At 41.1% G+C, this 15,806-nt stretch carries 11 protein-coding genes; 4 read left to right on the plus strand and 7 right to left on the minus strand.

Going from position 1 to position 15,806, the window contains the following annotated elements; all coding sequences use genetic code 11:
* Positions 1–144: 144 nt before the first annotated feature.
* Together R3X28_RS18355 and R3X28_RS18360 are read left to right on the plus strand one after the other, a co-directional pair.
* Positions 145–1,653, plus strand: coding sequence for a ComEC/Rec2 family competence protein (locus tag R3X28_RS18355; protein ID WP_154367396.1), 1,509 nt, complete (start codon positions 145–147; stop codon positions 1,651–1,653).
* A gap of 2 nt (positions 1,654–1,655) precedes the next feature.
* Positions 1,656–2,078 (plus strand): hypothetical protein, encoded by a 423-nt coding sequence (locus R3X28_RS18360; RefSeq protein ID WP_179955119.1) that lies wholly within the window; start codon positions 1,656–1,658, stop codon positions 2,076–2,078.
* 10 nt (positions 2,079–2,088) lie between these two features.
* Here R3X28_RS18360 and R3X28_RS18365 read toward each other — a convergent pair whose 3' ends face one another.
* Genes R3X28_RS18365 through R3X28_RS18385 form a run of 5 tightly spaced genes read right to left on the minus strand, consistent with a single transcriptional unit; the run spans position 2,089 to position 7,596 of the window.
* Complete coding sequence (locus tag R3X28_RS18365) at positions 2,089–3,150, minus strand: mandelate racemase/muconate lactonizing enzyme family protein (protein WP_154367394.1); 1,062 nt, start codon at positions 3,148–3,150, stop codon at positions 2,089–2,091.
* Positions 3,150–3,950, minus strand: coding sequence for a creatininase family protein (locus tag R3X28_RS18370; protein ID WP_154367392.1), 801 nt, complete (start codon positions 3,948–3,950; stop codon positions 3,150–3,152). Before R3X28_RS18370 ends, R3X28_RS18365 begins: the two co-directional genes overlap by 1 nt.
* A 2-nt stretch (positions 3,951–3,952) precedes the next feature.
* Positions 3,953–5,458, minus strand: a complete 1,506-nt coding sequence (locus R3X28_RS18375) for a hypothetical protein (protein WP_317666303.1) — start codon at positions 5,456–5,458, stop codon at positions 3,953–3,955.
* Positions 5,455–6,528, minus strand: coding sequence for a DUF1611 domain-containing protein (locus tag R3X28_RS18380; RefSeq protein WP_317666305.1), 1,074 nt, complete (start codon positions 6,526–6,528; stop codon positions 5,455–5,457). The genes R3X28_RS18375 and R3X28_RS18380 overlap by 4 nt, the downstream gene beginning before the upstream one ends.
* Before the next feature lie 6 nt (positions 6,529–6,534).
* Positions 6,535–7,596 carry a pyridoxal-phosphate dependent enzyme gene (locus R3X28_RS18385; protein ID WP_154367386.1) on the minus strand — a complete coding sequence of 354 codons (1,062 nt, stop codon included), beginning with the start codon at positions 7,594–7,596 and terminating at the stop codon, positions 6,535–6,537.
* Positions 7,597–7,863: 267 nt separating this feature from the next.
* Here R3X28_RS18385 and R3X28_RS18390 point away from each other — a divergent pair, with 267 nt between their 5' ends.
* Positions 7,864–8,781, plus strand: coding sequence for a serine hydrolase (locus R3X28_RS18390; protein ID WP_317666307.1), 918 nt, complete (start codon positions 7,864–7,866; stop codon positions 8,779–8,781).
* An 18-nt stretch (positions 8,782–8,799) separates the two neighbouring features.
* Entirely contained in the window at positions 8,800–11,619 is a 2,820-nt protein-coding gene (locus R3X28_RS18395) for an Npt1/Npt2 family nucleotide transporter (protein WP_317666309.1), read from the plus strand.
* A gap of 7 nt (positions 11,620–11,626) precedes the next feature.
* On the opposite strand, the gene R3X28_RS18400 is transcribed toward R3X28_RS18395, so the two are convergent.
* A complete protein-coding gene (locus R3X28_RS18400; RefSeq protein ID WP_282054487.1) occupies positions 11,627–12,889 on the minus strand; it encodes a serine hydrolase in 1,263 nt (420 codons plus the stop codon).
* A complete protein-coding gene (locus R3X28_RS18405) occupies positions 12,889–15,801 on the minus strand; it encodes a PEP/pyruvate-binding domain-containing protein (RefSeq protein ID WP_317666313.1) in 2,913 nt (970 codons plus the stop codon). Before R3X28_RS18405 ends, R3X28_RS18400 begins: the two co-directional genes overlap by 1 nt.
* Between the last annotated feature and the right edge of the window lie 5 nt (positions 15,802–15,806).

Here is a 15,806-nt window from a genome sequence, read left to right on the forward strand (position 1 = left end):
TTGGAAGGTTCCAAAAAATTCAATTATCCACAAAACCAAAATCATGTAAAACTGGTCCACACCTACAAAAATCAGGTAACTTCTTACAATAAAACCTTTTACCGACCTAATTATTCAATAACTTTAAGAAAAACCATAAAAGTTATGCCTCGATTTGAATATACAGGGTTTAAATATGCCCAATATCCTTTTGCATACCTCTATAAAGATGACAATGGAAATAAGGGCGAAAAAAAGATACACCAGATCATCTTTGGGGATTGGGTCGGTATTCTTAAACCCGAAAAGACCAATGGCGATTATTTATTCGTTCGCGTACGTGGGGAAAATGGTTGGATGCATAAAGACGACCTTCGCGATGACCGTGTTCTGGAAATTGTTTTCTTGGATGTTGGCCAAGGTGATGGGGCATTGGTCGTAACCCCGGATGATGAACATATCATAATCGATGCCGGATTGGGCGACAATATGTGGCGCTTTCTCAAATGGCGTTACAATGAATTCAAAACTGAATGGACTTTTAAATACGCGATTGCCAGTCACCCTGATCAGGACCATTATGGGGGCTATCATTTTCTGGCAGGCGAACCCAATGTGTTCTTCAATGAATTTTTACATAATGGGTTACTCGAATATCAAAAAAACATTAAACCTTCCTACTTCGGGGAAACGGAAAAAACAGATCGTACGTACTACACAGAACTGTTCGATAGCAAACAAAAAGTCATCGATTATCTAGCCCATGAACCCAATTGGAAGCATCCTTCCGGCAACGAACAATGGGATAAGAATTACGCCAAGCTTCTAAAGCGCATGTTAGACAACAACAAAATCAATGGGGAAATCCGCATGCTCAGTGAAGCTGATAAATATCTTGATGGGTTTGAAAAGGACAAAACACTTAATATACAAGTCCTTGGACCGGTGACCGAAACGGTCAACGGTAAAAAGGCATTGCGTTCCTTAGGGAATAAGGGCAAAACCAAAAACGGACATTCCATTGTCTTTAAACTGAATTATAAGGACATCAATATCTTTCTTGGTGGTGACCTGAACATCAAGGCCGAAGAGTTTTTAATGGAAAAACATACGGGAATGAAATTGGACTTCAACTCTGCCACGGAGGAAAACGAATTCATTGAAAATGCGCGTCGTTTTTTCGAGACCGACGTTTCAAAAGCCTGCCATCATGGTAGTGCGGATTTCACCAGTTTGTTCCTTAGATGCTTAAACTCAGTGGCCACGGTAATATCTAGCGGTGATGAAGAACAACACTCCCACCCCAGACCGGATACCTTGGGTGCCATAGGTGTAAACGGGCGAGGGGACAGGCCTTTGATCTTTAGTACGGAGTTGGCCCGATCACACAGGGAAGATGAAAGAAAAACCCTTTCAGAAATCAATGAACTAGAAATTAAATTGGCAACCGCGACCACAAATGCCCGAAGACTTAAACTCATCGACCAAATCCAAGAAAAGAACGAAAAGCTTAAGGAACGTAACGTCACGGTATACGGCTCAATAAATCTCCGCACCGATGGGGAACGGTGTATCATTGCCCAGAAGTTGGAAAAAGGTGGCGGAAGCAAAGTTTGGGATATTTATAAATTGGAAAAAAACAATATGGGACGTTTCAAATACGTTCCTAAATAATTATGATAAAAAAACAAAAAGACGCCCGACCCGATAAGAAAGTAAGTCCGTTAATAGGACTATTACTATTCTGTATCTCAATCATTTTAATGCTCGTTACCGGCCCACTGGGTTTCATTTATGGGATTTTCCATTCTTTATTCACTCAAGGATTTTCAGGTATTGGGGAATTCCTTTTGAAAATCGCCATATCAATAGACCAGTTGGGAAATGTAATGATGCAGCATTTATTGAACCAACTTTGGATTAAAAAAGCAGGTTATCGATTTGGTAATCGGGATGAAACCATTTCCAGCGTACTCGGAAAGAACAAACAAAGTGATACATTGACCGGTTTCGGAAAAGCCATTGATAAGATCTTGGATATCATTGACCCCAATCATTCCTTGAATTCCATTGATTATTACGTGGAACCGAACCATTAAGAAAATGGCATTAAAAATCTATCACACCTAAACCTGGTCTATCAGTTGGGTACAACACCCCTTTCTCAAGGCGAAATATATCCTTATAAGGGTCTGAAACCAGCTCTAAATGTCCGTCAAGATCCGCATACTTCACATTTTGTCTCGACAAAGCAAAATGTAAACCTGCCGCTATACCGAGTCCACATTCATCAATACACCCGACCATGGCCTCCAACCGTGCCGCTTTGGCAACGGAATCAATGTGGGTTCCGACCATAATACCCCCTACTTTCTGCAGTTTTATATTCACCATATCCACCCGTTCATTCTGTGCCAAACGAAAAGCGTCGGTCAAAGTCTTTAAGCTTTCGTCAGCCATCACAGGAATATGCACCTGATCTGTAACCTGTCCCAAACGCTCTTCCACTTCCTGCTTGGTAGGTTGTTCAAAGATCTCTATTCCTATATCCTTTGTGGCCTTTACAAAAGCGACCGAATCCTTTACCGAGTACCCCTGATTCCCATCAAAACGAAGGGCAATCTGCGGAAATTTTTCATGGATTTTGGTCATTTTATCAATATCATCCTGAAGGTTGTCCCCTCCCTTTACCTTTAAGATTGTAAAACCTTGCTGCACATATTCCCGTGCATGCCTTAAGGTCTCTTCCACAGGCAAAATACCAATGGTAATACTTGTGGCAATACTATTGCGATATCCTCCCAAAAATTTATACAAAGGCACTTCGGCCTTTTTGGAAATCAAATCGTACAACGCCATATCTACCATGGCCAATGCAGAAGATCGCTTACCCAGCAATTGCTTTAACTCCATCAATACAAAAGCATAGGAAAAAGGATCTTTACCAACTAAATATGGAGCTATTATGGTGGTAATGGCATGTTCAACATCCTTAGGGTTCTCTCCTGTCACCACCAAATCGGGTGCGGCACAACCAAAGCCCAGCCATTTGCCATCGGTCTCCAATTTCAGGATAAAATTGGTCGTCTTGCTAATGGTCTCGTAGGCAATGGTATAAGGCACGGATAAATCAATATCCAACCGTTCGTATGAAACCGCCGTGATTCTCATCAATATCTTTTTTGATACAATTCGTCCAATGGGGTATTCTTGATCGATTCAACAAAACGCACCATATTCTTGATCATGACCTCCCACATTTTCTCTCCTTTCTCCTTTGATGCTTTTGTGGCATCTCCCATGATTCCACTTTCAGAGATCTTATCGGTACGTACATACCAGCTTATACTACGGTCATCATCAAAATCGAGGTAATCGCTACCGAATTTAAGGGTCGATTCCAAGGCTTTATCCATTTGCACCATTTCTGGACGTATGGCCAAGGTGGTACTTGTTTCAATTTCCCCTGCATGGGCATCGTTAGGGGTCTCTACCATACCCGCCAAATCCACATCACTGGTTTCGCCGGTATCCACACCCACGAAAATCTTTGCATCGCGGTTGATCATTTGGGCGGCATAGCTTAAGGTCGGGGCGTTATCCCCATGGCCGTTTAGAATAATTATCTTCTTTACGCCGTTCTTCGCCAAACTCATTCCCAAATCGTAAACGAATTTGGACAAGGCATCATTTGTTACGCTCAACGTTCCCTTAAAACCATCATGATGGTAAGATACGCCAAAGGGTATAGGAGGCAACACCAAAGGTTTAGGGTCTTTACAGGCCTCGGCCACTTTAAAGGCCATGTATTTGGCATCAAAGTAATCTACATCCAATGGTAAATGTGGGCCATGTTGTTCAATGGCCCCACAGGGTAGGATAACCGTATCAACCGTTTTTAAATAAGCTTCAATTTCTGGCCAGGTAAATTCTTCCCATAAAAAACCGGACCTTTTATTATTTGTCTTCATTGTTATTTTGTTAGAAAATAAGGGGTTTCATAATCCTCATTTTGCAAGGTGAAGGTATGCCATTTTCTATCACGCAAGCGCACTGTCCCATCAGAATATTGTGCTAAAATTTTAAAGAGCGGTTTTCGGATATACACAGGCAGGTCACTCATCATACTTCGCTCATTATCAAAGCGTAACTTCACGATTTCAGGATGCTCCTTGGCTAATTTCAACGTGTGGTCGGTTTTCTGGATCAACCCTTTCCCCATTAATAAGTAATACAAGTGGGATGCATCGCTACCGATTTGTTTTATACTCCGGGCCGACAATGCTTTTAAGCCTTTTTCAATCTGCTCCTCAGTGTACCCACATCGTTTGGGATCTTCATCCAATGCCTTCAACATTCCCACTATACGCCTACACTTTTCACAGTTACCGCAGGGCATCATTCTACCATTTTCCTCATGGGCGGCATGACAAGAGACTTGATGGGTCTGCAGTTCGGGATATCGTTTTACCAACACTTTCAAGATCAATAGTTCCGAGGTGCTTCTTAAGATTGAATATTGATACAGGTCCCAACCCTTCTTTTTATAATACCTCGTAAGTGCATTGTCAAAATATTTGCTTTGATCGTACAGGGAATTATAGTGGGATATTCCCTCATGGTTTCCCTTGACCGTAGTATCATATTCGTTCCCGATAAGTACGTTCCCGATATTTCGCTTTCGCACGATCGGTAGCGTTCCAAAAAGAAAAACAGCGACGGTCCATAAACGAATGGGATAGATATCGGCCCTGATGTTCTGAAAGTTCTCTTTGATGAAGGGCATTTGTTTTACCATCCAATTAAAGATACGATCGCTATTGCACCAAGGTTTTGCCGTATTGGGTTCAATTTCCTTGTAGTATTTGTGTGAATTTATTGCGGTAAACCAATGCCTGCCGGATTCATTAATGAAAATTGGATGGGCTTCACCGATTTCCTTTATAATACCGTAAGTCAAAAGACTATCCTTGCCCCCACTACTTAGAATCGCATATTTATTTTTATCCGTTTCATTGATTCTCCCTTCAACCTTCAAATGGGCATATTCGGTATTTATGAATTCGATTTTTGCAGCGGTATACCGCTTTAATTTCTCGACCTTCAAACTATCAAAGGGTGGTTTTAAAAATTCATTTTTATGGTAGAATTTATTCACCAATATTTCCCTAGAGGTGTTCTCCATCATATCCTTAAGGAAGCTTTTATCGGTATCGTCGAACAAACCATCAAATTGAATGGTTTCGAAAAAGAGTCCATAATTCAACGCGACCTGTGCCAACATCATGGAGGCCAAGTTAACGTCCTCGGCATTCTTCCTATCAAAATACACTTGGTCATAGGAATAAATCAATTCATTCGAAACTTGGGAACCATCTTCCTTATCAAGGGTATAAACCGCTTTAACCCTTTTGGGCTCAACAGTAATGTGATGAACCGAAAGCTTGGGAAAAACAACAAGAGACCTTATCGAAGTCATTTTAAATGTTCCTTTAATAATGAAATAAGGGGTTCCGCACTGAACCTAAGCACATCGAAAGCCGGTAATTTGGTCTCCAAGGTAATGTTCTTGCAGGCTTCCAAAATTTCCTCGTCACTTTCCATCAACTCGTGGTTAACGGTTACTGCAATTACTTTTTTACCGGAAATAACTTCCACGGCATTGATCTGTTCTTTTAGGGAATGCAGTTTATAGCCTGGAAAACCATCGTACTCCTCCCTTTTTGGGGCATGTTGCATGATCACAAAGTCGGGACGCCCGGCAGCCAATATCTCGAATCCGCCAGGATATGCGGGATTCATAAGACTCCCCTGCCCTTCGATCACAATCACATCCGGATTTTCATTTTCATACGCACTAACGACAGCATGTTCAATTTCGCCAGAAACAAAATCGTTGATACAACTGTCCATGACCATACTGTACTTAGCACCCTGCATCCATGCAGTTTGCCCCGTACCGACCATTTCTGCCTTGAGGCCTGCATTGCGGAAAGCATGTACAATGATCCATGCCGTGGTACGCTTGCCCAACGCGGAATCGGTACCCAAGATGGCCAGTTTTAAGCAATCGACCTTTTCAATATCACCAGTGAAAAAATGAAGCTTATCCCTGTCCGGAGTTTTTCTTACATCACGGATCCTACTCCCTTTCTCTTTCGCCAATGCTACCATTTCGGGGTCATTGGTCAAAAAATCGTGCAATCCGCTATCTACGTTCCACCCCATTCGTAATGCCTTTTTAATCGTTCCTTTTGCTTCAAAAGGCAAACGCCCCCCATCAGGTGCCAAACCTATCACCAGTGTTAAAGGGGTATTATCTATGGAAAGTTCCGCAACGGCCTCATCCATATTCCCGAAAATAGGAATACCGTTCGCTTTTCCATCCAAAACAAGACCAGCATCTTTCCCAGCATATTTTGTATCCAAGACGCCGATTACTTCGTAACGTTCCGTAAAGCGCACCAAACCATGGGCAGTTTTGCCATTTGGGGTATTAAAAGCATCCTCGCAATATACAAGTGCCTTACCATCAATTGTTTTTTTCATGTTCTTTTAATTTTTTGCCGTTAAAACCGCCACAAAACGGCCTGGTTCAAAATTCATTTTTTCGTCCAATTCCAAAAGTGCTATGAGTCCGGCCGTAGCTGCAGGTAATATTTTAAACCCTTCCTTTTTAGCCAGCAACGATGTCATTTCCTTCATTTTCCTATCGCTGATATTAAAGGCCTCACCATTGGATTCTTTCAACGCATAAAGTGCCTCTTCCCCATCAAAACTATGCCAGTTGATCAATGGCTCGTTGTATTTGGTCTCTTTAATGGCTACTGGATTCAAATCCTTACAGTAATCCAATCCTAAAATAAAGGATTGCACGATCGGATTCTTATGACTGGATGAAGCCGCTATCATTTTCGGTATTTGGGAAGTTTTCCCCCTTTTATATAGACTTACGAACCCCCTATAGATACCGGCGAACAATGTTCCGTTAGAAACAGGAACCGCACAATATTTTGGGGCATCGCCCAAATCCTCATAAATTTCCGTTGCTATTTGCGAATAGGCCGAAATCTGAAGTGGTGTATTGGAGCCTCCGGGATTAGCATCATACCAACCGTTTTCCGTTGCAAGCTTGCTACTTTTAACCACCACATCTTCATAACTCCCCGGCAATCTTATAATATGTGCCCCCAAGGCTTTCATTTCCTCAATACGGTCTGTATGGTAAGTCTCCGGAATATAGATTTTACATTCCACACCGGCTAAATTCGCCGCCAAGGCCACCGACACCCCATAATTGCCACATGTAGCTAAGGAAACCACCCCAAAATCCCTTCGCAGGGCATCGTAAATCTGAGCAAAGGCGATTCGATCTTTTTGGGTCCCTGTAGGGTTATCCCCTTCATATTTAATATACAATTGCCGTATACCGAATTCCCGCTCCATGGTCTTGGCTCGGTTGAGCCCCGTATCCCCAACTTCCAAATTGATGATGTCCTCGAACGACTCTAGACGATCAACCAAAGATTTGGTCTTATCCTTTACAAAAGCACTCAATTCCCTAGCTTCCCCGGAAACATTATTTTCCGAGGTTTTAACTCCGTCTTTAAGGTTCATTTTGCATTGTTCATTTATCTAATTAAGATAAGTAATTTATTTAAGCGATCTCCATATTAATTTTAATGGAACCCTATCGTCAAAACCGGTACATAGGTAATATATTTATACAATGTTAATTGAAATTTTAACACACCTTTTTATCAAAACATAGGAAAGAAGCCATTTTATCAAGAATACCGCCAGCCGTTGAAATAAAAATTTTAACATAGTGCAGACCAGCCAATTGTATACTTTTGGGTACATTTTAAAAACTAGTAGCAAACAATGAAGAACACCTTTTCTTTTTTCGCTTTTCTAATGCTGGCCACTTTAGGTTTACATGCCCAAGACAAATTACCCATTAAGATAGACGACACGAAAATAAAACCCTTGAACAGTTTATTTGAAATTTCGTTTCAGACTGAATTGGAAAAAGAACTACTGGCCAATACCAAATGGAAAGAGTTGATTTCCCAAAAGAAAATGGCCGTTGGGATCGTGGACCTACACGATCCAGAGCAAGTGAAGTTCGCCCGAATAAACGGCAACCATATGATGTATGCAGCCAGCTTACCCAAAATAGCCATTCTATTGTCCGCGATGGATGCAATTGAAAAAGGGGAATTAAAGGAAACCACAGAAGTAAGAAAGGACATGCGCCTAATGATCAGCAAATCTAACAATGCCGCATCGACCAGAATGATAGACCGCATTGGTTATAACAAAATCGAAGCGGTAATGACCGACCCAAAGTACGAATTCTATAATGAGAACAAAGGTGGCGGACTATGGGTAGGTAAACGTTATGGTGGTGGTGGAGATACAAACAGAGAGCCTTTGAAGAACCTTAGCCATGCAGCAACCGTAACCCAAGTCTGTAGATATTATTACTTATTGGCAAACGGAAAATTGGTCAATGAAAACCGTTCAAAACAAATGTTGTCGATAATGGAAAACCCGGAACTGCACCATAAGTTCGTCAATACCCTTGATAAGATCGCCCCCAATGCGCGATTGTTCCGCAAATCCGGTTCTTGGAAGACCTATCATTCCGATTCTATATTAGTTTGGGGAGAAAATCCGAACAGGCGTTATATCCTAGTAGCGCTAGTAGACGACCCAAGTGGGGAACAAATTATAAGGGATTTGGTGAAACCCGTAGAAAAAGTATTAATGAAGCGTATATCTTTGGCCAAAAACTAGGACAAGGTACTTTAGCAAATGATAATCCAAAAATTAATCAAAAAAGTATTTGATGTACGTGAAGGGGAATTCAAGGTTTCCCTATTGATGTTATCCTTTATATTTTTGATCATAGCCGTTTTACTGATTATAAAACCTACGGTAAACGCACTTTTCTTATCGGAATTAGGCGTTGAACAATTGCCTTATGCTTTTCTATGGGTTTCTATCGCGGCGGTCATAAGCTCTTTTTTCTATTCAAAAGCCTTGGCCAAATTTTCCCTTCATAAAATAGTTAAATTCACCCTCATTATTTCGGTTTCTGTCTTAATGGGATTGGGCATTCTATTAAAATTGGGCATCGTGAGTGGATGGCTATTGTATTTCTTTTATGTCTGGGTGGCCATTTACGCTGTTTTGTCCGCATCACAATTTTGGGTATTGGCAAATTTGGTTTATAATGTAAGGGAGGCGAAAAGACTATTCGGTTTCATTGGATCCGGGGCGATTCTTGGAGGAATCTTCGGAGGTTACCTAACCTCTATCCTTGCCTCTTTAATAGGAAATGAGAATCTAATATTTTTGGCAGCCTTTCTTCTTTTGACATGTATTCCGTTACTCAACAGGATTTGGAAGTCCAGGGTTAAAAAGTTAGGCAAATTCAAAGAAAAAAAAAGGACGGCCACAATTCCCGAAAGACCTTTAAAACTAATTCGGCAATCCAAACATCTTACCTATATAGCCTTAATCATTGCAGTAAGTGTTCTTGTAGCCAAACTTGTAGACTATCTGTTCAGTGATTTTGCGGCCGCAGCGATTACCGATGCGGATGAACTTACATCTTTCTTCGCTTTTTGGTTTTCAACCTTCAACCTACTTTCCTTGGTGATCCAATTGTTTTTCACCCACCGTATTGTAGGTATATGGGGCGTCGGTTTCTCTCTACTCTTATTGCCATTGGGCATTTTTGGTGGATCACTACTTTTCATTATTCTTCCGGAACTTTCCGCGGTAGTAGTCATAAAGGCAATGGACGGGATCTTGAAACAATCCGTGAACAAAAGTGCTACAGAGCTTTTAACCCTGCCATTACCTTTTGATTTGAAAAACAGAACCAAATCCTTTATAGATGTTGTGGTCGATAGTATTGCCACGGGAATTGCAGGGTTTCTTCTGATTTTCGTTGTTCGGGGCCTTGACCTGCCCTCATTTTATATTGCAATTCTCATCATTGTTTTAGTGGCATTGTGGCTTTACTTTATCCTCCAGGTACGTAAAGAATATTACAAGACTTTTCGAAACAATTTGGAACTTATAACAGAGCGGATCGGAAAAACCAATAAGCGTGTGAAACGTACTTCCGTTATTGCCGGTATGCGTGCGGTTTTCAAGAACGGATCAGAGGGACAAATCCTATTCATGCTTGAAAAATTAATGGAAATCAATGACAAAAGATTTGAAAATGATGTACAAGAACTTCTTTCACACCCATCGACCAAAGTACGTACGGCGGCCATACAAAACCTGTATTTTTTAAATAGTTCAACAGTCGTAACCGAAATATCAGACCTTTTGAACACTGATGACGAAGCTTTGACATTAGCTACTTTGGAGTACCTTTTATTGCATGCTGAAAAAAATAGCAAAATGGTCTATGACCGATATTTGGACCATGACAACCCTCAGATCGCTACTGCCGCCCTTTACTGTCTCGCTAGGGAGGCGCACGACAATAATTCACTGAAGCAGTCTTACGATTTAAAGAATAGGATAAAAAAAGAAATTACTAAACTTAAATCGGCCGACAATCATAAAAACAATTTGACCATTCTTATTAAAACCATTGGTGCATCGAATATTCCAGAATTCTACCCTTTTATTTCCGATCATTTCAATAATGAGGATAGCACCATTGTACTAACAGCGATTGAAGCATCTGGAAAGACCATGCATCCTGCGTTCATTCCCGATTTAATAGATTTATTACCGAGTAAGTTATTTCGCGCCCAGACCATTGATTCATTAAAAAATTATGGATCGAATATTTTGGTTGTGCTTGCTTCCACAATCAGGCAACGTTCAGCACCTCTGGCAACATGCCGTTTTATCCCAATGGTCATCAAATCATTCAAAACCCAAGAATGCGTTCATACCCTTTTACAACTTTTGGAAGATACCGATTTAGGTATACGGTTGGAAACGATACGGGCCTTGAGTGACATTAGAAAGACAAACCCGGAATTAAGGTTCAACCGAAATAAAGTCGTTACACAAATTTTTGAGGAATGTAAACTATACCACCATACTTTATCGGCCATGCATACCCAAATCATAATTTCTTATCGGAACCGTAAAAAGTCACGAAAGGAAATCAGCGATCAAGAAAGAGATGCACGTACCAGCTTGCTAGACCTTTTGGAAAGGAGATTGGATGCAGGCCTAGAACGCATATTCAAACTCCTAGGGTTACGCTATCAACAAAAAGATGTTGAAATTGCCTACGAAGGACTTCTCAGCAATAAACAAGAAGCGCAAACCAATGCCATTGAATTTTTAGACAATCTTCTCACCGGTGAATTAAAAAGAAAATTATTACCCATCATCGAGGATTCTGCCTTGGAAATATCATCTGAGGAAGAGCTACGGAAAATAAAACACAAAATACCTACGGAAATAGAGTGTTTTCAATCCCTTCTTCAAGGAAAGGACCAAAGGATAAAACTTGCCGTCCTTTATCTGATCAAATACCAAAAAGACAAAAAATACCTGGCTATGGCCGAAGAGGAAACCAAAAGCGATGATTTTAAAATACGAACATTCGCGAAAGATGCGGTCGAGGCGCTGCAGGGCTTACCTTAGTCCACCCTTACTCCATTCGTATCAATTTATCAATATTACCTGCTAAATACATATGATCGGAAGCTGAATTTTTCCTAAGTACATTCGTCATGAGCACAACCAAATAATTGCAATTGTCAGGATGTTCAACTATGGCAACCGAATTCATATAATTGGAGACATTCCCCATATATTTTCCACATTCCTCTCCTTTACTTCGGTCACATTTATAAAGGCTTCCTGATTTAAAATAGACCGCTGCTTCTTTCAAGGCAGGTGCTTGGGCATATCGTATTCTACGGTCTGTCATATACATTAACCGCTTCATTTCCAGACTACTATTCTCATCAACAACTTTTCCTTGCTCTAATTGTACCAAAAATTTCATTAGCCCGTAAGGGGTACCTATACTGCCCCCTTTGTCTCCTACATAGGTATTGGCCCCTCTGGTGAAAAAACTGCCCAATCGCCATTCATCCGCTGAAATCCCCAAATCGCGCAAAGGAAGATTCACTACGTCATTCCCTAAATCGGTCAATTCCTTTTTTGGGGTTCCCTTAAAATAGGCTTCGCTTTCTTCTTGGGTTAAATCAGGGTACTTATCACCGAAAGCGGCCATCAACATTACTTCGCGCCAAACAATACTCGCCGCGCCGTTATTACTGACCGAAAGCATATGATCTACCCATTCGTACAAATTAAAAACATCACTGGCAACGACTTGCCTTTTTACCAATGTATTCTTTTCAATATTGTAAATGGGTATGGTATGTTCGTCGGTTAACCCCCACACACCTGCTTTTACCGACTTATTCCTTAAAAGTTGCGTACGCTTTTCCCATGAATCGGGATATATTTTAGCGAGTTGTACAAATAACCCATTCAATACGGCCAATTTACCCACACTCCCTGGTTGGTAACCTGCAGTTTCATTTCGTTCGGCATATCTAATATGGTCAACATCGGAAATATCCAAGACCGTTAGGGAATAACTTTTATCAAGACCTCGGAATAGATTGTTTATTTCTTTTTGAAAATCGGCATCAGTCGACATTAAAGCCGTTGCACTATCCTGGTTTCTGGAAAGCAGGTTCAGGTGAATTTCATCGTAAGTTTTGAACGCACCTGCCGGTAACGGCGTTGTACTTTTGACCTCACCACTTTTTATGAGTTCCAAGCGTTTCAATCTTTTAATTCCCGTATGTTCAAAACCATCAATGGGGTAATAGTGCAATGTGGTGAATGCTGAACAGGAAATAAATAAAATCAGGTATAATATTGGCTTTTTCATTAGATTTTTTTCGAAAGTGAAACTTCTTTGTTTAGATCGATTATCGGAGTTATGGATTGCAGGTAATCAGAGCTCAATGCCTTTTTGTTTTCGACAAATGGACGAATCTGGAACAACCAAAGTTTATCATCCTTAAATCCCAATTCCACATCATAGGCACCGCTGTAATCCGATTTTGTTTCTTTGGGTATGGTCGTACGAATGACCTGTGCCAGTTCTTGAATGTCATTTCTATTGTTATCATTGACAATCGGTTTTTCAAAAGTGGCCGAACGCTTAGTTGTTCCCCCATTATTTGGCAGTCGGTTAAAATATAACTCACGCGAAGGGGCCAAAAGACGATAACCCCCATTATGAAATAGGGTATAGGTTTCGGCCGATTGGCCATCGACAGCACCACCGGCCCCACGACTGAAAGCAATGGTAAGATCCATATCATCTCCCGAATTAATACCTTTAGTGATCAACACTCCCGAATAATCAACATCAACCGAAGGGATAACCAAAATAGAAGGGAAAACGTTTTCCGGGTTCAATAAATATTTTTGACGCCATTTAAAGCTGCGCTCGGTATAGGGAGAAGCCCAAACATCCTTTATCCCGTTCAAGATCCTTTCCTTGTCCAGAACATTGAACAAGGTGAGGTTAAGCCCCGCACCCGTAAATTCCTTAAGATCTTCCATGTTGGTATCACTTCTAAGAAATACGGGGATTTCACCTAAGGGTTGCCCCAATACTTTTTTGAAATCGGTTTCCAATTGGGTTAAGAAGTCTTGTTTTAAGGGCATTTTACCAATGGCCTCCCGCAAGATACCCAATTGTCCCAATTGATATTTCTCCACTTCCAACTCCGGTATCTGGTTGGCATGCATTCTTTCCGCTTCCGCGAACATATCATTCAAAAACGCCCAATACGATGTAGATCGCCCCGGCATTTGCTGATCCATATGATCCCTGAATACCCCAAATGGTATAACCAGACCTTCAACTACCTTATCTGGGAACATTTTCTTTAATTGCCCTAAGTTGGCCGCCTTAGGTCCGCACAACTTACCGGAATCGTTGGCATCAACACTACGAAGGTCCAAAATTAGGTTCTGGTCCAATCTTATCTGCCCTACTGGAATCTCAATTTTACCGGCACTTCGTTCTTTTTTAACAAAAAGAGCCCGCTCTTGGTCCGTCATGTTTTTTTCCAGTTTCATTATGATATTTCCCTTATCGGAAACAGCATAAAAAACCAATTGGCCATTATATTGTTTAAGGCTTTGTAAGTTATCATCCGACAGGGCAGCATTGGGTATTCCTAAATTTCGTGCAAGTAATTGTACATGTGACACCATGTTCCCCTCAGCAACAGTCACAATCCCCGCTACCGGTTTCAAGTCTGATGGGGATCTTTGAAAAACATAGATCTTATCCGAAGTCACTTCCACCTCTTCCGGTGAACCGGATACCACCACCAGCTCTCCAAAAGCATACCCTGGATTAAGTCCACGTAAGGTACTTTGGTTGGGAATATCCAAAACCATATTGGTAAGGGCCGACTCCCGGGCTATAAAATCTCCCAACTCCCCTACACTCTTCCCTAGGTATAAAGCAATTGAGCCACGTATGCGATCATCTATAAATCCATATGCCAAGGGTTCAAATTGCCCATAGGTGTTGGTTACTTCTTGATAATTGGCTTTGACCATGGCCGCACTCCATTCAACCGCACCCCTTGCTTTTTCCATAAAGGTAGTCAATTCGGCAAGGGTCATCGATTCGTTTTCAGATTGGCTCAATGTGTTTTCTATCTGCGACCATTCCCAGAGCTCCAAAAATCCGGCACCGGTAGACGCCGATCCGAGATAACAGATTTTTTCCAACTGATCCTTTACACTTTGGGGCTGCCATTGTTGTGCGTTCTTAAAAATGATTTCCTCCAACTTCAATGAAACATCAAGCAATTGAAGTCTGGCTAATGGTCGTTTTTCATTTAAAATTCCTTCGCGTATCCCTAACAACAATTGGGAAGCTTCGGAAATCAGGATTGATGGACGCGACTCGGAACCAAAATCGCCAATGAACCGCTCAATGGAATTGCCCAAAGTTGTCCCCTTTAACAAAGGGGCTTTCTGTAACAGTTTGGTCACATCTACCGGCTTGAAAAAAACAGTCATTGTAGCGATCAGCCCATCTATCTTTTTGTTGAGGTCAGAACTTAGTTCGGCAGCATGTTTCTGGCGAAAATTTTTAACCTTTACTATATCGGAAAACTCAGGCTGCCCATGTATTTTCACTCTTAAATCCATAAAAGGCAAAAATTCATCTGAAATCACTTTGGACTGGCTTCGCATTTTCTGTGCAACATCATCGTCACCAGTATGAGGAATATCCTTTAACGATTGGCGTATTAAAAAATAATTCCCTTTTAAGAATTCGTCCTTAGTTAAAAGCCATTTATAAAAATTAATCCCCCAAGCTTCTTCATCCTCTACCTGAACGGAGCCCCTGTAATATTGACCTTTTTGAAGTATCCATCCATTATCTACGGATTTTAAGTACTTTTCGAGTTGGTACTGTATTAATCGGGAATGGTTAAAATCGGCGTCCCAGAGCGCCTCAACATCAGTAAATGCCAATATTTGACCCAAATAAATATGATGCTCCTTACCTAGAGCGACCACCTCATCTTTGTATCTTGCATGTTGTACCCCTGGACCAATATTATCAGGGCAGGGATCCTTAGGTGCCCGTATACTCCCATCGGTACAAAACCAGCGTATATCTTTATAAGGACCCCTTAAATCATTTTTATACCGAGCTACATTCTCGATTATGGTGTTTACCGGAATCTCTTTTTGTGACAAAACGGAATTCATGGTTCCAACAACAAAAACAAAATAGAAAACAATCTTTAATTTCATCGATT

This window comes from Maribacter sp. TH_r10 (assembly GCF_033101095.1).
Taxonomy (GTDB): Bacteria; Bacteroidota; Bacteroidia; order Flavobacteriales; family Flavobacteriaceae; genus Maribacter_A; species Maribacter_A luteus.

Bases quoted from the DNA above. Each gene is read 5' to 3' on its own strand.
- R3X28_RS18355 (WP_154367396.1), top strand. From the start codon at position 145: ATGCCTCGATTTGAATATACAGGGTTTAAATATGCCCAATATCCTTTT.
- R3X28_RS18360 (WP_179955119.1), top strand. From the start codon at position 1,656: ATGATAAAAAAACAAAAAGACGCCCGACCCGATAAGAAAGTAAGTCCG.
- R3X28_RS18365 (WP_154367394.1), bottom strand. From the start codon at position 3,150: ATGAGAATCACGGCGGTTTCATACGAACGGTTGGATATTGATTTATCC.
- R3X28_RS18370 (WP_154367392.1), bottom strand. From the start codon at position 3,950: ATGAAGACAAATAATAAAAGGTCCGGTTTTTTATGGGAAGAATTTACC.
- R3X28_RS18375 (WP_317666303.1), bottom strand. From the start codon at position 5,458: ATGACTTCGATAAGGTCTCTTGTTGTTTTTCCCAAGCTTTCGGTTCAT.
- R3X28_RS18380 (WP_317666305.1), bottom strand. From the start codon at position 6,528: ATGAAAAAAACAATTGATGGTAAGGCACTTGTATATTGCGAGGATGCT.
- R3X28_RS18385 (WP_154367386.1), bottom strand. From the start codon at position 7,596: ATGAACCTTAAAGACGGAGTTAAAACCTCGGAAAATAATGTTTCCGGG.
- R3X28_RS18390 (WP_317666307.1), top strand. From the start codon at position 7,864: ATGAAGAACACCTTTTCTTTTTTCGCTTTTCTAATGCTGGCCACTTTA.
- R3X28_RS18395 (WP_317666309.1), top strand. From the start codon at position 8,800: ATGATAATCCAAAAATTAATCAAAAAAGTATTTGATGTACGTGAAGGG.
- R3X28_RS18400 (WP_282054487.1), bottom strand. From the start codon at position 12,889: ATGAAAAAGCCAATATTATACCTGATTTTATTTATTTCCTGTTCAGCA.
- R3X28_RS18405 (WP_317666313.1), bottom strand. From the start codon at position 15,801: ATGAAATTAAAGATTGTTTTCTATTTTGTTTTTGTTGTTGGAACCATG.